Consider the following 24,724-nt stretch of genomic DNA (forward strand, 5'->3'; position numbering starts at 1 on the left):
GGGCCGGGGCGTCCTTGGGCATCCGCAGCGCGACGAGCGCGCCGAGGGCGACCAGGCCCGCCGTGACCAGGATCGCCGCCCGGTACGGGCCGGGGTCCGTGTCGTGGGCGTGCGAGCCGCCCGAGGCCGCGATCACCGCGGCCGTGGCGGCGATGCCGAGCGCGCCGCCCAGCGTGCGCACGATGGTGAACAGGCCCATCGCCTGGCCCATGGCCGGCGGCGGGACGTCCGCGAACCCGGCGATCTGGACGGTCAGCACGGCCGTGCCGAGCACGAGGCCGACGCAGAACATCAGCGCGCGCACCGCCCAGGCGCTCTCCGCGACGCCCGGCACGGCCAGCGCGGCGAAGACGCCGGTGGCCAGGACCAGGGCGGGCACAGCGAGCAGCCGCGGGCCGAGCTTCGGCATCAGCCGGTCGGCGACCTGCGAGGCCAGCATCAGGCCGAGCGCCTCGGGGAAGACGCTCAGGCCCGCGTCCAGGGCCGAGGCGCCGAGCGCCGCCTGGTAGAGCAGCGGGAAGGCGAAGAGGACGCCCATCAGTCCGGCCGAGGTGACCAGGGCGAGCACCGTCGCCGAGGCGAACACCTTGTCGGCGAGCATCCGCAGCTCCAGCAGCGGGTTCTTCGCCCGCAGCAGGTGCACGCACCCGGCGACGAGCAGGGCCAGCCCGAGCGGGCCCGCCACGGCGACGGACGGCGAGGTCCAGCCGTGCGAGGGGCCGAAGCCCAGCGCGTAGGTGAGCAGGCCGAGCGCGGGGGTGGCCAGCAGGAAGCCCTTCAGGTCGAACCCGCCCTCCGCGTCCTCCTTCTCCTCGCGCAGCCCCACCGCTCCCAGCAGCACCGCCGCCGCGCCGATCGGCACGTTGACGAAGAACAGCCAGTGCCAGGAGAAGTGCTCGGTCAGGAAGCCGCCCAGCGGCGGCCCGAGGGCCGGCATGAGGGCGGTCGGCACGATGAGGACCTTCGACAGCTTCATCCGCTCGTGCGGCGGGAAGGCGCGGAAGAGCAGCGTCATGCCGACGGGGGTCAGCAGACCGCCCGCGATGCCCTGCACGACGCGCGCGAGGACCAGGACCGGCAGGTCCTGGGCCAGGCCGCAGGCCGCCGAGGCCGCGGTGAAGACGGCGAGCGCGCCGAGGAAGACCTTCTTGGTGCCGAAGCGGTCGCCGAGCCAGCCGGCGACCGGCAGGGCGACCGCGAGCGCCACCAGGAAGGCGACCTCGACGGTGTTGGCGGCGGAGACGGGCTCGCCGAAGTCCCGGGCGATCGTCAGCAGCGCCGGGTTGACGATGGTCGAGTCGAGGCCGTTCATGCACATCGCCGCCGTGTACACGATCACGACGGCGATGCGCGGGTTCACGCCCTTCACCCCTGGGCCGCCGGGGTCAGGTCGGTCCAGTTCGCGGTGATCCAGTCCACGGCCTGCTGCCGCTCGCAGGGACCGTGGACGGTCGTCCAGCCGTCCGGCACGGCGGCGAAACCCGGCCAGAGGCTGTGCCGGCCCTCGGCGTTGACGAGGACGAGGAAGGGACCGTCGCCGTCGAAGGGGTTGGCGGGTGCGTCGCTCATGGGGTCAGTTCTCCAGGTTCTGCAGACGGTCGGCGATCACGCTCGCGATGTGCGCGATCGGCTTGGGCAGGGTCATGTCCTTGTGCGAGCAGGCGACGTCCGTGTTGTCGATGCGCCCGGTCACGTACGGGGTCCAGGTCTCGGGGGTGAGCTCGTCGTCGATGGTGTCGACGGTGGCCCGGAAGAAGAGCACGTCGCCCTCGTAGACCCGGTGGTCGAAGGCGCGCACCAGGTGGTTGGTGTTGAGGTAGGTGCGGTTGAGGGCCTCGATGGTGGCGTCGTCGAGGCTGGCCAGCGGGGAGCCCTCGCGGCGCAGCACGTCGGTGACGTGGGCGAGTTCGAAGGGCTTGCCCTCCAGGCTGTCGGGGCCGTAGCCACCCATGGCCAGGAGCGCTTCGAGCGCCTCGGCCTGGTCGGGCACGGGCAGCTCGCGGAAGCCCTCGGCGGGGTAGGCGTCGAGGATGGCCAGCAGTTCGACCTCGTGGCCGAGGTCCTGCAGGCGGGTGGCCATGGCCTGGGCGATGATGCCGCCGGTGGACCAGCCGAGCAGGCGGTACGGGCCCTTCGGCTGGACCTCGCGGAGCCGGTCCACGTAGTGCGCGGCGAGCTCCTCCAGGGTCTGCGGCAGCGGCTGCGCGGCGGTGGCCGGGCCGACGCCCTGGGCCTGCATGCCGTAGATCGGCACGTCGGCGGGCAGGTGGCGGATCAGGCCCGCGTAGCACCAGCTGAGGCCGCCGGCGGGGTGGACGCAGTACAGCGGGGCCTTGTCGCCGGGTGCGGCGGGGCGCAGCGGCAGCAGGACGTCCAGGGCGTCGGTGCGGTCCTCGACCTCCAGGGCGGCGGCGAGGGCCGCGGCGGTCGGCGCCTGGAAGACGGTGCCGATGCCGACGTCGGCGCCGAGGGCGTCCTTGACGCGTCCGGCCAGGCGCACGGCGAGCAGCGAGTGGCCGCCGAGGTCGAAGAAGTTGTCGTCGACGCCGACCCGGGGCAGGCCCAGGACGTCGGCGAAGATCGCGCAGAGCTGTTCCTCGCGGGGCCCTCGGGGGGCGCGGCCCTCGGTGACGGCGGAGGCGAGGTCGGGGGCCGGGAGGGCCTTGCGGTCGAGCTTGCCGTTGGCGGTCAGCGGGAGCCGGTCGAGGAGGACGACGGCCGAGGGCACCATGTGGACGGGCAGTTCGCCGGCGGCGTGCTCGCGCAGCGCGGCGGGGGTGACGTCGCGGGCCGGGACGGCGTAGGCGACGAGGCGCTTGTCGCCGGGGGTGTCCTCGCGGACGACGACGGCTGCGTCGGCGACGTCGGGGTGGTCGGCGAGGACGCCCTCGATCTCGCCGAGCTCGATGCGGAAGCCGCGGATCTTGACCTGGTGGTCGGCGCGGCCGAAGTAGTCGAGGTTGCCGTCGGGGCGGCGGCGGGCGAGGTCGCCGGAGCGGTACATGCGGGTGCCGCTCTCGCCGAAGAGGGCGGCGTACGGGTCGGCGACGAAACGTTCCGCCGTGAGGGCGTGGCGGCCCAGGTAGCCGCGGGCCAGGCCCTCGCCGGCCACGTACATCTCACCGGTGACGCCGGGCGGCACCGGCTGCAGGTACGGGTCGAGGACGTAGACGCGCAGGTCGGGGATGTTGACGCCGATGGTGCTGGAGGCGCCGGCCGCCGCCTTGGCCCGGTCCAGGGCGATGTAGGAGACGTGCACGGTCGTCTCGGTGATGCCGTACATGTTGACGAGCGTGGGCGCGTCCTCGGCGTGGCGCTCGTACCAGTCGGCGAGGCGGGCCAGTTCGAGCGCCTCGCCGCCGAAGACGACGTAGCGCAGGGCCAGGTCGCTGCCCGGGTTCTCCTTGTCGGCCGCCATCAGCTGGTAGAAGGCGGACGGCGTCTGGTTGAGGACGGTGACGCTCTCCGCGGCGAGCAGGCGCAGGAAGGCGGCCGGGTCGCGGCTGACGAGGTGGGGGACGACGACGAGGCGGCCGCCGTGCAGCAGGGCGCCCCACATCTCCCACACGGAGAAGTCGAAGGCGTAGGAGTGGAAGAGCGTCCAGACGTCCGTGTGGCCGAAGCCGAACCACTGGTCGGTGGCGGTGAACAGCCGGACGACGTTGTGGTGGGTGACGGGGACGCCCTTGGGGCGGCCGGTGGAGCCGGAGGTGTAGATGACGTAGGCGACGTCGTCCGGGCGCACGGGCCGGACGCGCTCCTCCGGGGCGAGGTCGGCGGCCCCGAAGGCGTCGGCCTCGGCGCCGTCCACGAGGACGACGGGCAGGTCGTGCGCGGGGATGCGGGCCGCCGTGGCGGTGTCGGTGACGACGGCGGCGGGCGCGGCGTCCTGGAGCATGTACGCCAGGCGGTCGGCCGGGTAGTCGGGGTCCATCGGGAGGTAGGCGGCGCCGGCCTTGGCGACGGCCAGCAGGCCGGTGACGAGTTCCAGGGAGCGCGGCAGGGCGAGCGCGACGATGGAGCCGGGGCCGATGCCGCGCGCGGCCAGCAGCCGGGCGAGGCGGTTGGCGCGGGCGGACAGCTCCGCGTAGTCGAGCGACGCGCCGTCACAGGTGACGGCGGCGCGGTCCGGGAAGCGGCGGGCGGCGTCCTCGTAGAGCTCCACGAGGGTCTGCTTCGAGGGCGCGGGGGCGGGGGTGCCGGTGTTCCACTCGACCAGCAGCTGGTGGCGCTCGTCGTCGCCGAGCAGCGGCAGCAGGCCGAGGGGGGTGTCGGGGGCGGCGGCGGCCGCGGCCAGCAGACGGGCCAGGTGGGCCGAGAGGCGCTCGGCGGTGGCGCGGTCGAAGAGGTCGGTGCGGAACTCCAGGAAGCCGGCGATGCCGCCGCCGGGCTGCTCGCCCGCGTTCAGGGTGAGGTCGAACTTGGCGGTGCCGGACGGCGTGGCCGTCATCGCGGCGGTCAGCTCCGGGCCCATGGCGAACGCCGCGTCGGGCAGGGACTGCCAGGCGAGCATCACCTGGAACAGGGGGTGCCGGGCCAGCGAGCGCGGCGGGTTGAGCTCCTCGACGAGCCGGTCGAAGGGCAGGTCGCCGTGTTCGTAGGCGCCGAGCGTGGCGGTGCGGACGCGCTCCAGCAGCGTGCGGAAGGCGGGGTCGCCGGAGGTGTCCGCGCGCAGGACGAGGGTGTTGACGAAGAAGCCGACCAGGCCTGCGGTCGCGTCGTCGTCGCGGCCCGCCACGGGGGTGCCGAGGGGGATGTCGGTGCCGCAGCCGTAGCGGGTCAGCAGGGTCGCGAGGGCGGCCTGGACGACCATGAAGACGCTGGTGCCGGTGGTGCGGGCAAGGGCCTCGACGGCGGCGTGCGCGTCCGCGCCGAGGTGGAAGGGCACGGTGTCGCCGGCGTAGGAGGCGACGGCGGGGCGCGGCCGGTCGGTGGGGAGTTCGAGCTGGTCGGGCAGGCCGGCGAGGGCCTGCTTCCAGTGCTCCATCTGGCGGTCGGCGAGCGCGGTGGGGGCGTCGGCGGTGCCGAGGAGCTGCTGCTGCCAGGCGGTGTGGTCGGCGTACTGGACGGGCAGGGGCGCGAGTTGCGGGGCGCGGCCCGCGGCGCGTGCGGTGTAGGCGGCGGCGAGGTCGCGGGCGAGGGGCGTGGTGGAGGCGCCGTCGCCGGCGATGTGGTGCAGGAGGAGGAGCAGGGTGTGCTCGCTCCCGCCGTCGGTGAACAGGGTGACCCGCAGCGGGGGTTCGGCCGCGAGGTCGAAGCAGTGGCGGACGGCGGCGGTGACGTCGGCGCCCAGCGGCGCGGTGTGCAGCTCGGGGTACGCCTCTTCGGGCGTCAGGATCCGCTGGTAGGGCTCGTTGTCAGTGGCCGGGTATACGGTCCGGAGTGTTTCGTGACGCTCGGTGAGGTCGCGCAGGGCCAGGCGGAGTGCGTCCTGGTCGAGCGGGCCGGTGAGGGTGAGGAGCAGGGGGATGTTGTACGTGGGGCTGGGGCCTTCGAGCCGGTGCATGAACCACAGCCGCTTCTGGGCCGGGGAGAGCGGCATCCGCTCGGTGCGCGGCACGGCCACGAGTGCGGGGCGCTCGTCGGCGGCGGCGCCGGGGGCGCTGTCCAGGAGGGCGGCGAGGGCGGCGGGGGTGGGGTTGCGGAAGACGTCGGCGAGATGGAAGCCCTCGCCCGCGCTCTCGCGGATACGGGCGGCGATGCGCCCGGCGAGCAGGGAGTGACCGCCCAGGGCGAAGAAGTCGGCGTCGGGTGACGGCGGGGCGTCCAGGCCGAGGACGTCCTGGAAGAGGTCGCAGAGCGCGGCCTCCTGCGGGGTGCGGGGCTCGCGGGCGGCCGGGCCGGCGGTGGGCTCGGGGTCCGGCAGGGCGCGGTGGTCGAGCTTGTCGTTGGAGGTGCGGGGCAGGGCGTCCAGGGCGAGGATCGCGGTGGGCACCATGTGGGCGGGCAGCTGCCCGGCGAGGTAAGCGCGCAGGGCCTCCGTGTCGAGCCCGGCGGCGGCTGCGCCTTCGGCGGGGACGGCGTAGCCGAGCAGGCGCTTGCCGTGGGCGGTGTCGCGGGCGATCACGGCGGCCTGGGAGACCGCGGGGTGGGCGGCCAGCGCCGCCTGGATCTCGCCGAGTTCGATGCGGAAGCCGCGGATCTTGACCTGGTCGTCGGCGCGGCCGAGGAATTCGAGGGTGCCGTCGGGGCGGCGGCGCACCAGGTCGCCGGTGCGGTACATGGCGGCGCCGGGCTCGCCGTGGAGGGCGCCGAAGGGGTCGGCGGTGAAGCGCTCGGCGGTCAGGTCGGGGCGGCCGAGGTAGCCGCGGGCCAGGCAGGCGCCGGCGATGTAGAGCTCGCCGGTGACGCCGTCGGGCGCGGGGCGCAGGGAGGAGTCGAGGACGTAGGCGCGGGAGCCGCGGACGGGTCTGCCCTGGGGGGTGCCGTCCTCGCCGGCCAGCCAGTAGTAGGCGTCGACGGTGGTCTCGGTGGGGCCGTAGAGGTTGACGGGGCCCAGGCCCTCGGTGGCGGCCAGGCGCCGCCAGAGCGGCTCGGGCACGGTCTCGCCGCCCACGACGACGACGGCCGGGTGGTGCCGGCCCTCGTCCAGGAGCCCTTCGGCGAGGAGGGCTTCGGCGTAGGAGGGGGTGACGTCGAGGTAGTCGAGGCGCTCGGCGTGGACGTAGCCGGCGAGGGCTGCGGGGTCGCGGTAGCCGGCGTCGTCCAGCAGGTGCAGCTCGTGGCCGTGGACCAGCCAGATCAGCGGGTCCCAGGAGGCGTCGAAGGCGAAGGAGGCGCTGTGGCCGATGCGCAGGCGGTCGCGGCCGGTGCGGGCCACGGCGGGGGCGATGTGGTCACTGCCGTGCCCGGCGTGGAGGTTGGCCAGCGAGGCGTGGGTGACGACGACGCCCTTGGGGCGGCCGGTGGAGCCGGAGGTGTGGATGATGTACGCGGCCTGACGGAGCGTGGGCGCGGCGGGTGCGGTGGCCGGGCGGGCGGCGATGCGGGCGCGGGTCTCCGGGTCGTCCAGGAGCAGGGTGGGGATGCCGTGCGGGGGCAGTGCGCGCACGGCGTCGGCGGTGCCGACGAGGCAGCCGGGGCGGGCGTCGTCGAGGACGGCGGTGATGCGCCGGCCGGGGTGCCCGAGGTCGAGGGGCTGGCAGACGCCGCCCGCCTTGAGGACGGCGAGCAGGGCCACGACGGTCGAGGCGCTGCGGGGCAGGGCCAGGGCGACGGGGGTCTCGGCCGTGACGCCCGCTGCGGTCAGCTCGTGGGCGAGGCGGTTGGCGGCGGCCTCCAGCTCGGCGAAGGTGAGGGTCTCGCCGCCGCTGCGGACGGCCGTGGCGCCGGGGGTGCGGGCGGCCTGCGCGCTGAAGAGTTCGGGCAGGGTGTGCGCGGCGGGCGGCTCGGTGCGGCCGGCGGTGGCGCGGTGGATCTCGTCGGCGTCGAGCAGGTCGAGGGTGCCGACGGGCCGGTCCGGGTCCTCCAGGAGGAGGTCGGTCAGGGCGTCGAGGTAGCGCAGGAAGGCCCGCTCGTGGGCGGCGAGTTCCGCTTCGGTGTAGCGGCCGGGGTTGGCGTCGAGGCCGAGGACGAGGGAGTCGCCGGGGCCGGGGGTGACGGTGACGGCGAGGTCGTCGACGGGGCCGGCGGCGAGGTTGCGGAGGGTGCCGGGCAGGCCCGCGAAGTCCAGGGCGCCGTCCTCGAACGGCTTGATGTTGACCATGGGGCCGAAGAGCGGCCGGTCGTTGCCGGTGAGCCCGAGGTCGCGGCGCAGGTCCTCCAGGCGGTAGCGCTGGTGCCGGACGGTGGCGCGCACGGCGAGGAGGACGCGGCGCACCAGTTCGGCGCCGGTGTCCTGCGGGCGGACGGCGACGCGCAGCGGCATGACGTTGACGGTCATGGCGGGGGTGCGCAGGGCCGCGCGGCTGCGCCGGTTCCTCAGCGGCAGGCCCAGGAGGACGTCCTGGGCGCCGGATATGCGGTGCACGTAGCCGGCGGTGGCGGCCATGACGATCTCGGCCCAGGTGCTTCCCCTGGCTCCGGTCGCCGCCTTCTCCAGGCGGGTGCGGGTGCCTTCGGGGAGGACGGCGGTGCGGCGCAGGACCGTCGTGGCGGGCGCGAAGGGGCGGGCGGAGAGGAAGGCGGGCTCGGGCCGGTCGGCGAGGTGGGCGAGCCAGTGGTCGCGGTCCTTGGCGTACGAGGCGCCCGTGCGGTAGGCGGCCTCCTCGTCGGTGAGGTCGCGCAGGGAGGCGAAGCCCGCGGCGGCGGGCTCCTCGCCGGCGGCGAGCGCGGTGTAGACCTCGGCGACGCGGCGGCCGATGAGGGTCAGGGCGTAGGCGTCCACGGCGAAGTGGTGGACGCGCTGGTACCACCAGTGCAGTTCGTCGTCGATGCGGAGGAGCGCCTGGGTGACGAGGGGCCCGCGGGTGAGGTCGACCGGACGGTCGAGGTCGGCGCGCATCCAGGCCTCGGCCTCGGCGCGCGGGTCCGCGGCGGCGCGCAGGTCGAGGCGGTGGAGCGTCAGTTCGCGTCCGGTGACGAGACGCTGGGCGGGCCGGGCGTCCTCGTCGGCGGGGTCGGCCGGCACGGCGAGCAGCGAGAGGGTCTCGGCCTCGCCTGCGGTGCGGTCGAGGGCGCGGGCGAAGAGCTCCTCGTCCAGCGGGCCGCGGATCTCCACGCAGTCACCCGTGTTGTAGACGGGGTTGTCGGGGGCGAGTTCCTGCGCGTACAGGATTCCGGCCTGGGCCGCGAGCAGCGGCAGCTCGACAGGAGACGTCTCGGCCTCGTGGTGACGCATGGTGTGGGGACTCCCGTTGTATGACAGCGATCTGGCCACACCGGTACCCCCCGGTATGTCAGCTTAGGTAAGCCTAAGCTATTTTTTGCCTCACCGTGAGAGTCTCCCACCACAGGGTGCGGAACGAACAGGAGCACCGAACATGACCGCGGCCGACGGCCTCAAATCCGCCCTGCGCGAGCGCGTACTCGCCCACCGCGACGACCTCCTGTCGCTCAGCCGGCGCATCCACGCCCACCCCGAGACGGCCTTCGCCGAGCACCGGGCCGCCGAATGGTGCGCCGGATTCCTGCGCGGGCACGGCTTCGACGTCACCGCGCCGGCCCACGGCCTGGAGACGGCCTTCACCGCGACCGCGGGCAGCGGGCCCGTGACGGTGGCGATCGTCTGCGAGTACGACGCCCTGCCCGGCCTCGGGCACGCCTGCGGGCACAACCTGATCGCCGCGGCCGGCCTCGGCGCCGCCCTCGCCCTCGCGCCCCACGCCGACGAACTGGGCCTGACGGTGCGGGTGCTGGGCACGCCCGCCGAGGAGCGCGGCGCGGGCAAGGCGCTCATGCTGGACGCGGGCGCCTTCGACGGGGTCGACGCCGCGATGATGGTGCACCCCTGCCCGTTCGAGGTCGCCGAGTTCCGCTCGTTCGCGCTCGGCACCCTCTCCGTCGCGTACACCGGCAAGGCCGCCCACCCGAGCCTCAATCCGCACGACGGCCGCAACGCCGCCGACGCGCTCACCGTCGCCCAGGTCGCCCTCGGGCTGCTGCGCCAGCAACTGCCCCCGCACTGGAAGGTGCACGGGGTGACCACGGGCGCGGGCACGGCGCCCAACCTGATCCCCGACCGCGCCACGGCCGAGTACGAGATCCGTGCCTCGGCCGCCGAGGACCTGCGGGAGCTGCGCGAGCGCGTCGAGGCGTGCTTCCGCGCGGGAGCCCTGGCCACGGGCTGCGAGGTGGAACTGACCCGTCCCGAGCCCGACTACCTCGACTTCCGCACCGATGCGGAGCTCGTCGCGCTCTGGAAGGACAACGCCCGCGCGCTGGGCCGGCCCGAGCCGCTGCAGCGGGACGCCTTCGCCTGCACGGACATGGGGAACGTCTCGCACGTCGTGCCGTCGATCCACCCGGTGCTCGACATCAGCGGCGGGGCGTGCGGGCCGCACGAGGCGGCGTTCGCCGACGCGGCGGTTTCGCCCCGCGGCGAGCAGGCGCTGCTCGACGGCGCGGTCGGCATGGCCTGGACGGCGGCCGACTTCGCGAGCCGTCGCTGAAAGACGTGTGCTGGACGGGTTTTCGCCCGTCCAGCACACGCAGTGGTTACTTGAGCGCCTTCACGATGTCGTCCACGACGACCGTGCTGGCGATCGGGCCGCCGCGCGTCGACCAGACCGAACCGTCCACCGTCACGGCGTGGTTCTTCTTGACGGCACCCAGGTCCTTGTACGCCGGCTTCTCCTGGACGTCCTTCAGCGCCTTCTCACCGTCGGAGGTGAGGGTCGACAGGAACAGCCAGTCGCCGTCGATCTCGTTGATCTTCTCCAGGCTGAGCGCCGGGGTGTGGGCGTTGCCGTCCTTGTCCTGCGCCTTGGGGCGCTTGAGGCCCATGTCCAGGGCGACGCCGCTGGCGAACTGCTTCTTCTCCATCCAGCTGGGGCCGTCCGGGTTCCAGCGGACGATGCTGACCTCGGCGCCCTTGTTGTCGCCCAGGCCCTCGCCGGCCTTCTTGGCCTTGGCCTCGTAGTCGCCGATGACCTTGTTGGTCTCGTTCATCTTGTTCAGGGCGTTGCCGATACCCCGGAACGAGAGCTTCCAGTCATCGGTCGGGGCCATCGTGACCAGCGTGGCCGGGGTGATCTCGCGCAGCTGCTTGAGCATCTGCTCGTCCTGCATGTCACCGGCCAGGATGAGGTCGGGCTTCGCGGCGACGACCTTGTCCATGACGGGCTGCAGCAGGTTGCCGACGACGTTGATGCCCTTCACCTTGTCGGCGAGGTAGGCCGGCGGCTTGTTCAGGCCCTGGCCGTTGGTGATGCCGACCGGCTTGACGCCCAGCGCCAGCACCGCGTCCAGGTCCTCCTGGGTGAGCGTCACGATGCGCTTGGGGTTGGCCGGGACCTTCACCGCGGTGCCGGTCGCGTCCTTGACCGTACGGGTGCCGCCGCCCGACTCCGCCGCGTTGTCGGCCTTCTTGTCCGAGCCCTTGTCGGAGTCGGAGCCACAGCCGGTGACCAGCAGCGCGGCCGCCCCCACGGCGGCGAGCACCTGCACCGCGCGGCGCGGGGCGAAGGGGAGGAGGCGGGTGGGTGTGGTCATCAGGATGCTCCGGGCGTGGGTGAAGACGGGGACGGAAAGGAATGGCAAAAGGAGAGCAGGCAGCACGAGGAACCCCTCGCACCGGCCCGCAATGGACATTAGGTTAGCCTTACCTTAAAGCTCTCCCCATGGGAGGGTCCACAACAACCGGCGATCTTCTGGAAAGGCCCGCCCGTGGAGCTCCGCGTCGAACAGCTCATCGCCGGCTACCCCGGCCACCGCGCCGTGGCGGGGGTCGACCTGACCATCCCCTCGGGCAAGGTCGTCGCGATCGTCGGTCCCAACGGCTGCGGCAAGTCCACCCTGCTGCGCTCCGTCGCCCGGCTCCACCAGCCGGAGTCCGGCCGCGTCCTCGCGGGCGACGCCGACATCTGGCAGCTGAAGCAGCGGCAGGCCGCGCACCGCATCGCCCTGCTCCCCCAGTCGCCGCTGGCCCCCGAGGCCGTCACCGTCGCCGGGCTCGTGCGCTACGGGCGCCACCCGCACCAGGGCCTGTTCCGCCAGTGGTCGCGCGAGGACGAGCGGGCCGTCGAGGAGGCGCTGCGGGCCACCGGCGTCGCCGCGCTCGCCGGCCGCCGCCTCGACCAGCTCTCCGGCGGCCAGCGCCAGCGCTGCTGGCTCGCGATGGTCCTCGCCCAGGAGACGCCGATCGTCCTCCTCGACGAGCCGACCAGCGCCCTGGACATCGGCCACGCCGTCGAGGTGCTCGACCTCGTCCGCGAAGTGGCCCTCGCCGGCCGCACGGTCGTGATGGTCCTGCACGACCTCGCCAGCGCCGCCCGCTACGCCGACACCGTCGTCGCCATGAAGGACGGGCGCATCGTGGCCCACGGCGCACCGCGCGACGTCGTCGACACCGCCCTGGTGCGCGAGCTCTACGGCATCGAGGCCGACATCCTGGAGGCCCCCGCCGACGGCTCCCCCGTGGTGGTCCCGGCCCGGCGCGCGCCGGTGGCCGCGGCCGCTGCCGTCTCGTGAACCATCGGAAGAGGCCGCGTCAGAAGGCCGCCGCGTACCGCCAGAAGTCCCGCATCAGCTCGGTCGGGGTGAACCCGGTCATCTGCACCTGGGTGAGCAGGACGGTGACGAGGCCGGTCGAGGGCACGAGGTGCGCGGCCGTCCCCGTGCCGCCCACCCAGCCGTAGCGGCCCGGAACGTTCCACGGGGCGACGGCCGCGATGTCGACCGAGCCGCCGAAACCCCACCCCTGCCCCTCCAGGAAGGGCGCGGCGCCCTCGCGCTGGGCCCGCGTCAGGTGGTCGGTGGTCATCTGCCGCACCGAGGCGGGCGACAGCAGTTGCCGACCGGCGGCCGTGGCGCCCCCGGCCAGGAGCATGCGGGCGAAGGCGTGCAGGTCGTCGGCGGTCGAGACGAGCCCGCCGCCCGCGGCCGGGAACGCCGGTTGCCTGCTCCACTGCCCGTCCGGAGGGTCCGTCAGCTCCGTGCCGCCGTCCGCAGTCGGCCGGTACAGGCTGGTGAACCGGCCGAGCGAGGCGGCCGGGACCCGGAAGCCGGTGTCGGCCATGCCGAGCGGCTCGAACAGCCGCTCGGCCAGGACGTCGGGCAGGGGGCGGCCCGCGACCCTGGCGATCAGCACGCCGAGGATGTCGTAACAGGTGTGGTAGAGCCAGGCCTCGCCCGGCTGGTGCAGCATCGGGACGCGGGCCAGGGCCTCCGTCCACGCGTCGGGCGGAAGGTTGTCCTGCGGGGCCAGGAGGTGCCCCTGCACCTCCTCGAACAGCAGCGCGACCGCCGGCAGCGAGAAGTCCGCCGGGAAGCCGTAGCCCGCGCGGAAGGTGAGCAGGTCCGCCACGGTGACCGGGCGGGCGGCCGGGACCACGTCGTCGACGGGCGCCTGCGGCGTGCGGACCACCACCGGTGACGCCAGCTCCGGCAGCCACCTCGCGACCGGGTCCTCCAGGCCCATCCGGCCGTCCTCGACCAGCATCATGGCGGCCGCGGCGGTGACGGGCTTGGTGAGCGAGGCGATGCGGAAGAGGGAATCCCTGCTCATCGGGGCGGTGCCGTCGGCGTCGAGGGAGCCGAGCGCCTCCGCCTCCACGCGGCCGCCGCGGGCCACCAGCGCGACCGCCCCCGGCAGCGCGCCGCTGCGGACGTACGGTGCGAGGACGTCGTGCAGGTCCGTCACGAGCCCGCCGCGGGGCCCGCGGTGCGCAGCGGGGTGAGCTGCTCGATGTCGTAGCGCACGCGCAGCGCGGCGATCGCCTCCTGGTCGACGGGCGGCCCCGCCTCGAGGATGTCGAAGAGCTCCTCGAAATAGCGCTCGTGGTCGGGCGGCGGCGAGGCCTGGAAGAACATCCGCACCGGCTCCGTCGTCGGATTGGCGAAGGCGTGCGGGCAGCCCGGCGGCACCAGGATCACCGTGCCCGGCGTGGCCCGGGCATAGCGCTGCCCGGCGGCCGAGCGCCACTCCCGCCAGTGGTCCCGCGTCCGCACGAGCGGCTCGAAGGCCAGGACGTCCAGCTCGCCCTCCAGGACGTAGAAGAGCTCCTCGCTGCGGGTGTGCAGGTGCGCGCCGACGTCGAAGCCGGGCGGGACGACGACCTCGAAGCTGGAGGCCGCGCGCGAGTGCTCCCCCGTGACCTTGAAGGTGACCTGCTGGGCGGGGGTGACGAGGGTGCGCCCCCCGCCGGGCGGCACGACCAGACCGTCCTGGGCGGAGATGAGGGTCATCGCGGCGGTCCTTCCCGGTGGCTGCTCCACGTCGTGGCGGGCCACGTCGTCCGTCATTGCGGAGATTTCCCGTTCGTACCGGCCGGCATCCGTGCCCTCACCCGTACGGGTCAGAGACTCACGCCTCGCGGGAGAGCCGTTCCACGAGTCCGGGGGCGGGCTGCGGGACCTCGCCGAAGTCCTCGTCGTCGCCGTCGACGGCCAAGCGGTTGACGACGCTCTCCAGCGCGGCCGGCAGATGGGGGGTCAAGCCGCTGTGCCACTGGATGAGCAGTTCGTGGCGGGCCGCGTCGGACAGCAGCTTGCGGCGGCTGTCCGTCCGGGAGACGGGCGGCGGGGGCTCCTGCGGGTCGTGGGCGGCCTGCGCGCGCCAGAACGCGGCGTCGCGGAACTCGCCGTCGCGGCGGTGCGAGAGGTGCAGGCAGTACGCGGCGGTGCGGCTGCCGCCGCCGGCGGCGAACTGCCACCAGAAGCCCGCGGCGCGGGTGTGGCCCGCCACGTGCAGCAGGCACGCGAAGACGAGGGCGCCCTCGGGGTCGATGCCCCGGTCGTCCACGAACCGTTCCAGGCTGTCGGCGGCCTCGACGGCGTTGATCACCAGGACGCACGCGAGGTCGAGCTCGTGAGCGGCCTCCTCCCGGGCGCCGGGACCGGCCGCGGAGGGCGGGACGACGGGGGCGGGCGCCACGGCCGGCCGGCGCCGCCGCGGACGGCGCCGGCTCTCGAACGCCACCGCGATGGCGCGGGCGTCCGAGGTCAGCATGGCTTCGATGACGTCACCCTCGGTGTCGTGGCTGCGCGGCATGTGCTTCCCCCTTGCCGGAATGCTGAGCCTCTAAAGGGACCTCTAACGCGGACGCCGTGGACGCCGCGGACGCGAAGGACGCCTCGGGCACCGCGGACAGCGCCGCGGTGACCTTGCGCTTGGCATGGCCGATGAGGGACCGCGCGGCCGCCCGCTCGACGCCCAGCAGGTCCGCGACCTGCGCCACGGTGTAGCCGATGACCAGGTTCAGCACGAGGGCGTCGCACTGCCGCTCGGGCAGCCGGGCGATCGCCGCGTACAGCGCCATCCGGCTCTCCAGGAGCCGGAACCGCCGGCCGCGCCCGGGCTCCTGGGCGTGGGCCGCGCAGTGCAGCGCGGCCGTCGGCAGCGCCGTGTCCCGCCGGTGCCGGGCCAGCCAGCCGGCCACGTGCTCCTTGAGCAGCGACCAGGCGTAGGAGTCGGCGGACGGCTGGCGCAGGGCGTGCGGCCACTGCGCGGACAGCCGGTCGAAGGCGGTCTCCGTGATGTCCGCGGCCGCTTCGGCGTCCCCCGTGTGCACGTAGGCGTACGCGCCCCACCTGTGCTCGTGCAGCTCGCGGAAGGCCGTGAAGGCGATCTCCATCCGGCGCTCGGACGGGAGGGTGGTCCCGGCGGGCGCGGGCGTTCGACCGCTGTCTCTCATGGGCGCCTCTCGTCGCGTCTTCTGCTGCTGCTTCTGCGTTCTTCCAATGAACCGGAAAAGCAGACCCCGCCGTGCCACAACCCCGCAAAAAATCCGGCTCTCCGCAGTGGTGCGGTTACCCGCCGGTGACCCGGGACAGGTATGGGGCGGCCGCAACGCAACGGGGAGGCGGAGAAGATGGGCGAGGCCCGCCAGGAGCCCGGGGTCGACCTGCGGCTGGACCGGGCCCACTCGGCCCGCATCTACGACCGGCTCCTGGGCGGGCGGACGAACTTCGCCGCCGACCGCGAGGCGGCGCAGCGGATCCTCTCGGTCTTCCCGGCGGCCGGAGAAGCCTGCCGCATGAACCGGGAGTTCATGCACCGGGCCGCCGGCCACCTCGCCCGGGCGGGCCTGACGCAGTTCCTCGACATCGGCACGGGCATCCCCACCTCGCCCAACCTGCACGAGATCGTCCAGGCGGTCAGCCCCGCGGCCCGCGTCGTCTACACGGACAACGACCCCATCGTCCTCGCGCACGCCGCCGCGCTGCTGCGCGGGCGTCCCGAGGGCCGCACGGCGTACCTCCAGGCCGACGTCACCGTCGCCGGCAGCGTGCTGGAGGCGCCGGAGCTGCACGCGACCCTCGACCTGCGCCGCCCGGTGGCGCTCACCCTCAACGCCCTGCTCCACTTCGTCCCCGACGACGGCCGCGGCCGCGCCCACGCCGCCGTCGAAGAGCTCAAGGCGGCGCTGCCGCGCGGCAGCGCACTCGTGATCACGCACGGCACCTCCGACTTCTCCCCCCGGGCGATGGGCCGGGTCAGGGACGTCTACGCGCGGGCCGGGACCCCGCTCCAGCTGCGCGGCGAGGCCGAGTTCCGCCGTTTCTTCGACGGCTGGGAGCTGCTGGAGCCGGGCGTCACGCTCGCCCACCGCTGGCGCCCCGGCCGGCCCGGTGCCCCGGCAGGTCCCACGGCCGCCGAAGCCGTCTGCTACGCGGCGGTCGCCCGTAAGCCGTGACCCGCGCGCCCCTCATATCGCGTACTTCCACACCGTGAGCATGAAGGCGCCGTACCAGCAGCCGAAGAGCGTCGCCGCACACAGCACGGTCACCGCCGTGCGGGTGCGGGCCGCCGCCAGTGCCCGGGCCACGGGGACGAGGAAGAGGAGTGCCGGTATGACGAGGCGCAGCTTGGAGTGCGAGTAGTTGCTCTGGGCCAGGGTGAGGAGCACGATGCCCGTGCCGTAGACGAGCAGCGGCGGCCAGGTGCCGCGGTGCCAGGTGAGCGCGGTGGCGCAGGAGAGGGCGAGCAGGAGGACGGCGGTGCTCACCGACACCCAGCCCTCGCCCCGGCGCAGCGTCTCGCCGAGGAAGTCGAAGAAGGCGGCTCCGTTGTCCCAGTGCGTGCCCCAGCCGGCCTCCTGGATGCGGAACCAGGCGTCGGCTTCACCGACGCGCTGCCCCACCCACCCCAGGTAGAGCGGCGTGCCGAGGCAGCCGAGGACGACGGCGGCCACGGGCCGCGCGCTGATGCGGCGTTCGCGCAGCAGGTGCAGGCCGGCGGCGACGGCGAGCGCGGCGGCGACGGCCGCGGCCGCGGGCCGGGTCAGGCCGGTCAGCAGTGCCAGCGTGCCGGCGGTGAGCCAGGCCTTGTGGTGCGCGGCCAGAAGCGTGCCGGCGGCCAGGGCCAGGAAGAGCGCCTCGCTGTAGGACATCAGGAAGGACATCGCCATCGGCTGCGCCCCGGCGAGGAGCACGATCGCGAAGAGGGCGGTGCGCCCTCCGTAGAGCCGGGCCAGGAGGCGGTGCGCGACGATCAGCGCGGCGAGCAGCGCGAGGTGGGCCGCGACGATGCCGGAGGTGCCCCAGCCGAGCGGGGTGACGGCGTGGACGGCGCGGATCAGCATCGGGAACAGCGGGAAGAACGCGAGGTTGTTGCCGTCGAGGCTGCCGTCGTCCTTGTAGGTGTAGCCGTCGGCGTAGCCGTGCTCGGCGATGCCCACGTAGAGGTTGCCGTCCCAGGCCAGCAGGCGCTTGCTCAGCCCGGGGCCGTCGGCGTCGCTCATGGCGGACAGGATCAGCAGGTGGAGCACGGTGGTGACGGCGTAGACGGCGCACGCGGGCAGCAGGAAGCGGAAGATACGTTTCGCTTGCTGCCGTGCCGACGGCTCCGGCGGGTCCGGTATCGCGCCGGGGCCGGCGGTGGAGGAGTCGGGTGCGAGAGCCGTCATGGGCGGTCATGCCATTTCGTCGGGGGCGTACGGGCGTACGCGGTGGGGTGGTACGAGGGGGGGCCGGGGTCGTCAGACGGCGGGGTAGTGCTCCGCGCGGGCGGCGGTGATCAGCGCGGAGACGTCCGCCCACTCCAGGCCCTCCCGGTGGGCCCGGCGCATCCAGTCCGAAAGCTCCCCGCGCAGCGGGGAGTCGGCCAGGGAACGGGGCCGCGCCGGGGAGGCGCTGACGAACGTGCCGACCCCCGGCCGGGCCTCCACGAGCCCGAGGTGCTCGAGCTCGCGGTAGGCCTTGAGCGTCGTGTTCGGGTTGAGCTTGGTGACGGCGGCGACGCGGGCGGCGGTGGGCAGCTGGTCCCCGACGGTGAGGATGCCGAGGCGCAGCGCCTCCTGGACCTGCTGCACGATCTGCAGGTAGGCGGCCATCCCGCTGTGCCGGTCGATTCTGAACTCGACCATGGTGCGGCCCCCCTCATCCCGTCCCTGCGTGCTGCGACCCGGCACGGCTCACAGCGGGCGCCGCCGGCCCCACCACAGGGTGAGGGCGAGCAGGGCGACGGCCGCCGTCAGCACGAGCGCCGCGTAGGTCCACTGCATGCCGGGCATCTGGTCGTACCCGAAGTATTCCAGGCGCTCGCCGACGATGCCCCTGGCCCTGCAGTCGGCGGGGGTGCGCTCGTTGAAGCACTCGCCGAAGCCGTGGAGTCCGCCCTGCGCGTCGACGGTCCAGTTGTCGTGACGCACCGCGCCTTCGGGCAGCGCGGGTTGTCCCTCCTCGACCGGGTTGACGAGCACGCGCGGCTTCGCGCCCAGCGGGACCTCGCCGGACAGGACGAGGTTCCAGACGAAGGCGAAGCCGAAGGTGATGCCCATGGCCATCAGGGTGCGGCGCACGAGCAGACCGCACGCGACGCCTACTGCGAGGTGGAGCAGTGCCACCGCCACGGGCACGGGGCCGGTGGCGGCGAAGACGTCGGTCGCGAGCCAGTCGCCGGCGTTGAAGAGGTCGTGCGCGGGCTCCCACCAGGCGGTGAAGGCGGCCGAGAGCGCCGCGGAGCACACGACGGTGATCAGCACCGCCGCGCCGAGCTTGACGGCGAGCCAGCGGCCGCGGGTGACCGACTGCGTGGTGACCAGCTGGACCGTGCCGCGCTCGCGGTCCCCGGCGATCAGCGGGGCGCCGAGGAGGACGCCCGCGACGACGGGCACCAGCGACATCAGCCAGGTGGCGTTCTGGAACGCCTCGCCGTACGCCTGCCCCGAGGCCTGCACCAGGTCCACGGCGCCGTGCGCGCGGGCGCGCTCCAGCCACCCCAGCGTCGAGTGGCGCTGCCAGAGCATGTTCACGCAGCCGGCGGCGGTCAGCAGCAGGCAGGCCACGAAGGCCGTCCGGTGCTGCCGCCAGACCAGCCACGGCAGGCCGCGCAGGATGCGCGGCGGCTGCTTGCCGCCCTCGGTGCGGTTGCCCGCCGTGCCGCCGCCCTCCGTGGCGACGGGCTTCTGCGCGGCCGTGGTCATGCCGCCACCCCCTCGTCTTCCTCGTTCTCTGCGTTCTCTGCGCTCTGTGTGCTCTGTGCGTTCTCTGTGCCGTCGATACGGGCCGTGTCCGTGAGCAAGGGGGGTGCGGCGGGCGAGCGCATGTAGCCCAGCAGCACCTCCTCCAGGCCGGGTTCGACGGTCTTCCAGTCGCCCTCGACCCGGCCGCGGGGCCGGATGAGGGCGGTGAACTGGCGGCCCACGGCGCGCGTTTCGACCACGGTGTGACGGGCGATCTCCGCGGGCATCCCGTCGGTCAGGTGCACGCCGGTCACCAGCCGGTGGGCCGCGAGCAGGGCCTCGGTCCCGCCCGCGAGGCGCACCCGGCCCCCGTCGACGGCGACCAGGTGGTCGCACATGGTCGCCACGTCGGCCATGCGGTGCGAGGACATCACGACCGTCGTGCCCAGCTCGGCCGCCTCGGCCAGCAGCAGACCGCCGATCTCGTGGGCGGCGAGCGGGTCCAGGGCGGCCATGGGCTCGTCCAGGAGCAGCAGGCGCGGTCGCTTGCCGAAGGCCAGCGCGAGGGCCACGCGGGAGCGCTGGCCGCCGGAGAGACTGCCGACGTGCGCGGCCATGGGCAGCTTCCCGGACCGTACGATCCGCTCGGCCGCCGCCTGGTCCCAGCGCGGGTTGAGCTCCCGCCCCAGGCGCAGGGTCTCCTCGACCGTGAACCGGGGGAAGAGGGGCTTGTCCTGGGTGACGAACGCCGTGTCGGCGAGGCCCGCGGCACCGGAGACCGGTGTCCCGAAGACCTGCAGGCTGCCGGCCGTCGGGCGGACGAGCCGCCCGGCCATGCCCAGCAGCGTGCTCTTGCCCGCGCCGTTGGGTCCCACCAGCCCGCAGACCGCACCGGCCGGGATCCGCACGGAGAGGTCCCGCACGGCCCAGCGGCGCCGGTAGCGCTTACCCAGGCCCCGCGCCTCGACGGCCCAGCCGCCCGTGTCGTCGGCTGACGTCATCCCACCCCACCTGCCCCACCTGCTAATTAACTAGTCAGCTAGTGGAATGAGCATATAGATCGCCTCCGCACTGTCAATATCAGGTACAGATAGGGGCAAAAGGTGCGATTACGGCTCTACGGCGCCGCGTCTGCCGCCTTGCGGCGGGCCCGGTGGGCGGCCGCGGTCGCACGGTTGCCGCAGATCTGCGGCGAGCAGAAGCGCCGCGACAGATTGCGGGACGTGTCCACGAAGACCTCGGCGCAGCGGTTGCCGACGCACACGTGCAGCCGCTCCATGCCGCTCGCACCGACCACCGTGAGCAGCCCCATGGCGGCGTTGACCGCGTACTGGTCGGCCACGGGGGCGTCGGGCGCGGCGACGTGCAGGTGCCAGGACCCGTCGTGGTCGCTGTAGTGCGGAGCGGCGCGGTGGCGGGCGAGGACGGCGTTGAGCAGGGAGACGGCCGTGGCCGCGTCCGGGGCGCCGAAGACCTCGCGCAGGACGGGCCGGAGCTCGCGTACGGCGGCGAGGTCCGCTTCTGTCAGGGCGGTGGGCGGGCGCATGCCGTGGGCGTCGAGCAGGGCGGACAATGCCGCAACATCGGGCATCTTCTCCACATTGCGCACGATGTTGTAGGTATTGACCAGGTCCTCAGCCAGGGTCACCGAACCGTCTGAGTAACTAGTAAACCTCACCATGACTCCGTACTATTGCTGCTCGTGGTCGTCACCGCATCCCCTGCGGTGGCGCTGTTTCCTGTTGCCCGCACCTGTTGCCCGCATGTCCGCGGAGGACGCATGGACTCGCAAGAGGCATTACCCGCCGAGGGGTCGGCGCCACCGCAGGAAACGCCCGCTCCCGTCGGCGGATTCCGGGAGGAGGCACTCTACGGTCTGCGGGCCGCCGTGCCCCTGGCCGTGGCCGTCTTCGGATTCGCGGTCTCCTTCGGCATCGTGGCCCGCGCCGCGGGCATGGGGGTCCTGGCCCCGGTGGTGATGTCACTGACGACCTTCGCGGGGTCCGCGCAGTTCGCCGCGGCCTCGGTGCTCGGCACCGGCGGCGGGGTCGCCGCCGCGATCGTCGCGGCCGTCCTGCTCAACTCCCGCTACCTGCCCATCGGGATCAGCGTGGCCCCGGCCATGACCGGCGGCGTCCTCAAGCGCTTCCTGTCCGCCCAGCTGGTGGTGGACGAGTCCTGGGCCGTGGGCCACGTGGGCAACGGCCGCTATTCGCGCGGCCGTCTGCTCGGCGCGGGCGTGCTCGTCTACGCCGCCTGGGTCGGCGGCACCGCGGTCGGCCTGCTGGGCGCCCACTACCTCGGCGATCCCGAGCGCTTCGGGCTGGACGTCGTCTCGCCCGTGCTGTTCATCGCCCTGCTCAAGGGACAGATCACCAGCCGCAAGGCGCTCGCGGCCTCGGCCCTCGGCGTCGCCATCGCCCTGGCCCTGGTGCCCTTCGCCTCGCCGGGCGTGCCGCTCATCGCCGCCACCGCCGCCTGCCTGTTGGGACTGAGGAAATGACCGGACTGTGGCTCGCCGTGCTCCTGGTCGGCGCCGTCTCCATGGCGCTCAAGGCGACCGGCCCCGTACTGCTCGGCGGCGAGGAACTGCCCGCGGCCATGCAGCGCGTGGTGACGCTCATGGCCCCCACCCTGCTGGCCGCGCTGATCGCCACCCAGATGTTCGGCCAGGGCAAGTCGCTCGTCATCGACGCCCGCGCCGTCGGGCTCGTCGTCGGGGCCTTCGGCGTCTGGCGCAAGTGGCCCACGCTGCTCGTCGTGGTGCTCGGGGCCGCTGCCACGGCCCTGACCCGGCTGGTGACCGGCTGACCGGGACCGCGGGCGGACCCCGCAGCCACCGCGGCCGCTCCCCCGGCCGCCCGCACCGCCCCCGAGCCCCGCTCCCCGACCGGAAGGAGGCACCCATGGAGAACACGGAAGCGCCGCCCGTCACGGCGGCCCCGCCCGCCGCGGACCAGCCGATCGGCACGCCGCCCACCACGGCCCTGTGGGACGCGGGCGTCCGCCTGGGTGCCGCCGTCACCCTGCCGCCCCTGCCGCTGGCACCGGTGGCGGCGGGCATGCGCTGCGCCGGCCCCCTGCGCCGCGTGCAGCACACCGAGGGCGTGGTCTCGATCTTCACCGGGATCGACGCCGCCGCCCCGGGCGACGTCCTCCTCGTCGACAACTCCGGCCGCACGGACGAGGCCTGCGTGGGTGACCTCGTCGCGATCGAGGCCCGGCAGGCCGGTCTCGCGGGCATCGTCGTGTGGGGCTGCCACCGCGACACCGACGAACTCGCCGCCATCGGCCTGCCGGTGTTCAGCCTCGGACCCTGTCCCGCCTCCCCGCGGCTCGGTCCGGGGCGCACCGCGCCGCCCGCCCTCCCCCCGTTCACGGGGCGGGACGGCGACGGCGTGACGGCCGACTCCGACGGCGTGCTGATCGTCCCTGCGGCGGTCCGCACCGAGGTGGCCGCCGTCGCCGAGCGGATCGTCCGGGCCGAGCGCGCCCAGGCCGAACGGGCCCTGCAGGGCGTCAGCCTGCGCGAGCAGCTGGGCTGGGACCGCTTCCTGGAGCGCCGGCGCGCCGAGCCCGGCTATGCGTTCCGCTCCCATCTGGCCCAGGTCGACGGAGCGCTGGAGTAGGAGGGGCAGGGGACGTACGAGGGAAGGCCCCGCCGCAGCAGCAGGTGCCGGCGGGACCAGGGGTGGGGCTCCGGAATCCCGTCCCGCAGGCAGGGTGAGAACGTGAGCACGGCGAGTCCGTTCGCAAGTCGGTTCACAGGGAGGTCCCTTCTCCTGATGGCGTCGCAGTCGGTGCAGGCACAGTGGGCTCAGGCCCGGTTCCCGGTGGACCCCCGCCGCCGGGGACCGGACCTGAGCCCACTGCGCCGTGCCCCCGACCCCGCCGGGGGCGGCCCGCAGGTCCGTTCAGGAGGCGGCCTGCGGAAGATGGGCCCGCGCGAACTCCAGCTGCCGGCGGAACATCGCCACGCGCTCCTCCACGTCCGTCACGCTGTGCCCCCCGTCGTGGACGTGCAGGCCGTGGACGATGCCGCGCTGTGCGAGCCGCCCGGCGTAGTCGCGGACCTGCTCCACGGGGCAGCGGGCGTCGTTGGCGCCGGCCAGGATGAGCACGGGTGCGCGGACGGCGTCGACGTACGTCAGCGGCGAGGACTCCCGGTAGCGCTCGGGCACTTCGCCGGGCGAGCCGCCGAAGAGGCTGCGGTCGAGCGCCTTGATCTCCTCCATCGCCGCGTGGTGCGCCGCGGCGCAGTCGGCGACGGGCGCGCCGGCGAGCCCCAGCGCCCACTCCCCCGGCTGCGTGCCGAGCGCGAGCAGCGTGAGGTAGCCGCCCCAGGACCAGCCCGCGACGATCAGCCGGGCGGGGTCGGCGACGCCGTGGTCGACCGTCCACTGCCGCACCGCGGCGACGTCCTCCAGCTCGGTGAGGCCCACGCGGCGCCGCAGCGCCTCGGTCCACTCGCGCCCGTAGCCGGTCGAGCCGCGGTAGTTGACGCGCACGACGGCGAACCCGTGGTCGGTCCACGCCGCGACGGCCGGGTCGAAGGCGTCCTCGTCCTGCTCGTCGGGTCCGCCGTGCAGCAGGAAGACCGTGGGGTGCGGGCCCGGCCCGGCGGGCGTGTTCAGCAGGGCGTGGACGCGGCCGCCGGGGCCGTCCACCCACAGGTCGCGGGCCCCGGCCGCCGGGGGCGGCACCCGGTCCGGCAGGGGCAGCCGCGGGTCCTCCAGGAGGCCGCGGAACTCCGGGGGCCGCGCCGAGCTCGACCACAGCAGCCAGGCGTCGCCGCCGGGCCGGGTCCGGGCGTGGGCGATGACCCCGGGCGGGGTGGCGATGCGCTCCAGGCAGCCGCTGCCCAGGTCGTAGCGGTGGAGCGTGGAGCGCGCCTCGTGGTCGTGGACGACCAGCAGCGAGCGTGCGTCCTGGAACCACTGGACCGACACGTCGCCGGGCAGGCCGAGGCGCAGCTCGGTGCGCTCGCCGGTGCGCGGGTCGAACAGGACCGGTTCCCAGCGGTCGTCGCGCTGATGCTGCAGCAGCAGGCGCGTATCGCCCCGCACGGGCGAGAAGCCCACGGCCTCCAGGCCGCCGCCCTCGTCGTCGCAGAGGTCGGCCACGGTCGCGCCGTCGTCCGTGGCGAGGACGCGCACGCCCAGGTCCCACAGGTCGCCGCGCTCGCTGTGCGCGATGACGGCCAGGTCCAGCGAGCGGGAGAGGTCGACGGCGTAGGCCGGCTCGTCGTGCCGGTAGAGCCGGCGGGCGTCGCCGCCGGGCAGAACGAGGTGGACTTCCGCGCCGTCCTCGGTGGAGCAGCCGAGCAGGGCGTGCCCGTCGAGGCCGACGGCCAGGCCCGAGGCCCAGTACCGCCCGGTGGACGGCACGGCCGGGGTGTCGGGCCCGCCGGCGAAGGGCTGCCGCATCCAGCAGCCGTACTCGTCACCCGCGCCGTCGTCGAACCACCACACGGCTTCCCCGGACGCCTCGATCGCGCACTGCTGGGTGCCGGCGGGGCGGTCGGTGACCCGGCGGAGGGTGCCGGCCGCGCGGTCCCAGGCGTAGACCTGGGCGATGCCGGAGAGGTCGCTGACGAACACGCAGCGGTCGGGCGCGCTCTTGGCCCAGGCCGGCAGGGTGTGGCGGGGGGCGCGGAAGCGCCGTTCCCACACGGGTCCGTCGGCGAGGGGCAGGCGGGGGGCGGTCGTGGTCATCGAGGGGGTTCCTCCCGTGGCGGCCTGAGGTGTGCGCCGCCGCCCCTCGCTCAGCGGTCCGGCCCC

The 24,724-nt window shown here is 74.3% G+C and carries 20 protein-coding genes; 6 read left to right on the forward strand and 14 right to left on the reverse strand.

Annotation, left to right across the window (positions count from 1 at the left end):
* From ACSNOG_RS22800 to ACSNOG_RS22810, 3 genes are all read right to left on the reverse strand, one after another.
* Positions 1-1,318: DHA2 family efflux MFS transporter permease subunit (locus ACSNOG_RS22800; RefSeq protein ID WP_436754571.1), on the reverse strand; the 1,318-nt coding region annotated here is incomplete at its 3' end.
* 47 nt (positions 1,319-1,365) lie between these two features.
* Positions 1,366-1,569, reverse strand: coding sequence for an MbtH family protein (locus ACSNOG_RS22805; protein WP_436754555.1), 204 nt, complete (start codon positions 1,567-1,569; stop codon positions 1,366-1,368).
* A 4-nt stretch (positions 1,570-1,573) separates the two neighbouring features.
* Positions 1,574-8,779, reverse strand: coding sequence for an amino acid adenylation domain-containing protein (locus ACSNOG_RS22810; protein WP_436754556.1), 7,206 nt, complete (start codon positions 8,777-8,779; stop codon positions 1,574-1,576).
* Between the two features lie 142 nt (positions 8,780-8,921).
* On the opposite strand from ACSNOG_RS22810, the gene ACSNOG_RS22815 reads away from it, so the two are divergent.
* Positions 8,922-10,049 carry a M20 family metallopeptidase gene (locus tag ACSNOG_RS22815; protein ID WP_436754557.1) on the forward strand — a complete coding sequence of 376 codons (1,128 nt, stop codon included), beginning with the start codon at positions 8,922-8,924 and terminating at the stop codon, positions 10,047-10,049.
* A gap of 46 nt (positions 10,050-10,095) precedes the next feature.
* Here the strand turns inward: ACSNOG_RS22815 and ACSNOG_RS22820 are convergent, their stop codons facing one another.
* Positions 10,096-11,091 carry an ABC transporter substrate-binding protein gene (locus ACSNOG_RS22820; protein WP_436754558.1) on the reverse strand — a complete coding sequence of 332 codons (996 nt, stop codon included), beginning with the start codon at positions 11,089-11,091 and terminating at the stop codon, positions 10,096-10,098.
* 174 nt (positions 11,092-11,265) lie between these two features.
* Between ACSNOG_RS22820 and ACSNOG_RS22825 the strand changes: the two genes are divergently transcribed.
* Positions 11,266-12,069, forward strand: coding sequence for an ABC transporter ATP-binding protein (locus ACSNOG_RS22825; RefSeq protein WP_436754559.1), 804 nt, complete (start codon positions 11,266-11,268; stop codon positions 12,067-12,069).
* Between the two features lie 19 nt (positions 12,070-12,088).
* On the opposite strand, the gene ACSNOG_RS22830 is transcribed toward ACSNOG_RS22825, so the two are convergent.
* From ACSNOG_RS22830 to ACSNOG_RS22845, 4 genes are all read right to left on the reverse strand, one after another.
* Positions 12,089-13,240 carry a serine hydrolase domain-containing protein gene (locus ACSNOG_RS22830; protein ID WP_436754560.1) on the reverse strand — a complete coding sequence of 384 codons (1,152 nt, stop codon included), beginning with the start codon at positions 13,238-13,240 and terminating at the stop codon, positions 12,089-12,091.
* Positions 13,237-13,785, reverse strand: a complete 549-nt coding sequence (locus ACSNOG_RS22835; protein WP_436754572.1) for a cupin domain-containing protein — start codon at positions 13,783-13,785, stop codon at positions 13,237-13,239. Before ACSNOG_RS22835 ends, ACSNOG_RS22830 begins: the two co-directional genes overlap by 4 nt.
* Positions 13,786-13,903: 118 nt before the next feature.
* The gene (locus tag ACSNOG_RS22840; RefSeq protein ID WP_436754561.1) at positions 13,904-14,590 is read right to left on the reverse strand and encodes a hypothetical protein; all 687 of its coding nucleotides are present in this window, start codon (positions 14,588-14,590) and stop codon (positions 13,904-13,906) included.
* Positions 14,562-15,233 (reverse strand): RNA polymerase sigma factor, encoded by a 672-nt coding sequence (locus ACSNOG_RS22845; RefSeq protein WP_436754562.1) that lies wholly within the window; start codon positions 15,231-15,233, stop codon positions 14,562-14,564. Before ACSNOG_RS22845 ends, ACSNOG_RS22840 begins: the two co-directional genes overlap by 29 nt.
* Positions 15,234-15,410: 177 nt before the next feature.
* On the opposite strand from ACSNOG_RS22845, the gene ACSNOG_RS22850 reads away from it, so the two are divergent.
* A complete protein-coding gene (locus ACSNOG_RS22850) occupies positions 15,411-16,235 on the forward strand; it encodes an SAM-dependent methyltransferase (protein WP_436754563.1) in 825 nt (274 codons plus the stop codon).
* A 12-nt stretch (positions 16,236-16,247) separates the two neighbouring features.
* Here the strand turns inward: ACSNOG_RS22850 and ACSNOG_RS22855 are convergent, their stop codons facing one another.
* The 5 genes from ACSNOG_RS22855 to ACSNOG_RS22875 all read right to left on the reverse strand — a co-directional run bounded on the left by ACSNOG_RS22855 (position 16,248) and on the right by ACSNOG_RS22875 (position 20,592).
* Complete coding sequence (locus tag ACSNOG_RS22855) at positions 16,248-17,447, reverse strand: hypothetical protein (protein WP_436754564.1); 1,200 nt, start codon at positions 17,445-17,447, stop codon at positions 16,248-16,250.
* 72 nt (positions 17,448-17,519) lie between these two features.
* Positions 17,520-17,906 (reverse strand): GntR family transcriptional regulator, encoded by a 387-nt coding sequence (locus ACSNOG_RS22860; RefSeq protein ID WP_436754565.1) that lies wholly within the window; start codon positions 17,904-17,906, stop codon positions 17,520-17,522.
* 48 nt (positions 17,907-17,954) lie between these two features.
* Entirely contained in the window at positions 17,955-18,965 is a 1,011-nt protein-coding gene (locus ACSNOG_RS22865) for an ABC transporter permease (RefSeq protein ID WP_436754566.1), read from the reverse strand.
* Positions 18,962-19,945, reverse strand: coding sequence for an ABC transporter ATP-binding protein (locus tag ACSNOG_RS22870; RefSeq protein WP_436754567.1), 984 nt, complete (start codon positions 19,943-19,945; stop codon positions 18,962-18,964). Before ACSNOG_RS22870 ends, ACSNOG_RS22865 begins: the two co-directional genes overlap by 4 nt.
* Positions 19,946-20,061: 116 nt before the next feature.
* Positions 20,062-20,592: a CGNR zinc finger domain-containing protein gene (locus ACSNOG_RS22875; RefSeq protein WP_436754568.1), complete on the reverse strand. Its 531-nt coding sequence runs from the start codon at positions 20,590-20,592 to the stop codon at positions 20,062-20,064.
* A 132-nt stretch (positions 20,593-20,724) separates the two neighbouring features.
* Here ACSNOG_RS22875 and ACSNOG_RS22880 point away from each other — a divergent pair, with 132 nt between their 5' ends.
* The 3 genes from ACSNOG_RS22880 to ACSNOG_RS22890 all read left to right on the forward strand — a co-directional run bounded on the left by ACSNOG_RS22880 (position 20,725) and on the right by ACSNOG_RS22890 (position 22,573).
* On the forward strand, positions 20,725-21,447 hold the full coding sequence (locus tag ACSNOG_RS22880) for an AzlC family ABC transporter permease (RefSeq protein ID WP_436754569.1): 723 nt from the start codon (positions 20,725-20,727) through the stop codon (positions 21,445-21,447).
* Positions 21,444-21,755, forward strand: coding sequence for an AzlD domain-containing protein (locus tag ACSNOG_RS22885; RefSeq protein ID WP_168094501.1), 312 nt, complete (start codon positions 21,444-21,446; stop codon positions 21,753-21,755). Before ACSNOG_RS22880 ends, ACSNOG_RS22885 begins: the two co-directional genes overlap by 4 nt.
* A gap of 95 nt (positions 21,756-21,850) precedes the next feature.
* The gene (locus ACSNOG_RS22890; RefSeq protein ID WP_436754570.1) at positions 21,851-22,573 is read left to right on the forward strand and encodes an RraA family protein; all 723 of its coding nucleotides are present in this window, start codon (positions 21,851-21,853) and stop codon (positions 22,571-22,573) included.
* A 285-nt stretch (positions 22,574-22,858) separates the two neighbouring features.
* On the opposite strand, the gene ACSNOG_RS22895 is transcribed toward ACSNOG_RS22890, so the two are convergent.
* A complete protein-coding gene (locus ACSNOG_RS22895) occupies positions 22,859-24,658 on the reverse strand; it encodes a prolyl oligopeptidase family serine peptidase (protein WP_436754573.1) in 1,800 nt (599 codons plus the stop codon).
* Positions 24,659-24,724: the final 66 nt, after the last annotated feature.

The organism is Streptomyces sp. URMC 124, from assembly GCF_051386455.1.
GTDB lineage: Bacteria > Actinomycetota > Actinomycetes > Streptomycetales > Streptomycetaceae > Streptomyces.

Bases quoted from the DNA above. Each gene is read 5' to 3' on its own strand.
- ACSNOG_RS22805 (WP_436754555.1), bottom strand. From the start codon at position 1,569: ATGAGCGACGCACCCGCCAACCCCTTCGACGGCGACGGTCCCTTCCTC.
- ACSNOG_RS22810 (WP_436754556.1), bottom strand. From the start codon at position 8,779: ATGCGTCACCACGAGGCCGAGACGTCTCCTGTCGAGCTGCCGCTGCTC.
- ACSNOG_RS22815 (WP_436754557.1), top strand. From the start codon at position 8,922: ATGACCGCGGCCGACGGCCTCAAATCCGCCCTGCGCGAGCGCGTACTC.
- ACSNOG_RS22820 (WP_436754558.1), bottom strand. From the start codon at position 11,091: ATGACCACACCCACCCGCCTCCTCCCCTTCGCCCCGCGCCGCGCGGTG.
- ACSNOG_RS22835 (WP_436754572.1), bottom strand. From the start codon at position 13,785: ATGACCCTCATCTCCGCCCAGGACGGTCTGGTCGTGCCGCCCGGCGGG.
- ACSNOG_RS22840 (WP_436754561.1), bottom strand. From the start codon at position 14,590: ATGCCGCGCAGCCACGACACCGAGGGTGACGTCATCGAAGCCATGCTG.
- ACSNOG_RS22845 (WP_436754562.1), bottom strand. From the start codon at position 15,233: ATGAGAGACAGCGGTCGAACGCCCGCGCCCGCCGGGACCACCCTCCCG.
- ACSNOG_RS22850 (WP_436754563.1), top strand. From the start codon at position 15,411: ATGGGCGAGGCCCGCCAGGAGCCCGGGGTCGACCTGCGGCTGGACCGG.
- ACSNOG_RS22855 (WP_436754564.1), bottom strand. From the start codon at position 17,447: ATGACGGCTCTCGCACCCGACTCCTCCACCGCCGGCCCCGGCGCGATA.
- ACSNOG_RS22860 (WP_436754565.1), bottom strand. From the start codon at position 17,906: ATGGTCGAGTTCAGAATCGACCGGCACAGCGGGATGGCCGCCTACCTG.
- ACSNOG_RS22865 (WP_436754566.1), bottom strand. From the start codon at position 18,965: ATGACCACGGCCGCGCAGAAGCCCGTCGCCACGGAGGGCGGCGGCACG.
- ACSNOG_RS22870 (WP_436754567.1), bottom strand. From the start codon at position 19,945: ATGACGTCAGCCGACGACACGGGCGGCTGGGCCGTCGAGGCGCGGGGC.
- ACSNOG_RS22880 (WP_436754569.1), top strand. From the start codon at position 20,725: ATGGACTCGCAAGAGGCATTACCCGCCGAGGGGTCGGCGCCACCGCAG.
- ACSNOG_RS22885 (WP_168094501.1), top strand. From the start codon at position 21,444: ATGACCGGACTGTGGCTCGCCGTGCTCCTGGTCGGCGCCGTCTCCATG.
- ACSNOG_RS22890 (WP_436754570.1), top strand. From the start codon at position 21,851: ATGGAGAACACGGAAGCGCCGCCCGTCACGGCGGCCCCGCCCGCCGCG.
- ACSNOG_RS22895 (WP_436754573.1), bottom strand. From the start codon at position 24,658: ATGACCACGACCGCCCCCCGCCTGCCCCTCGCCGACGGACCCGTGTGG.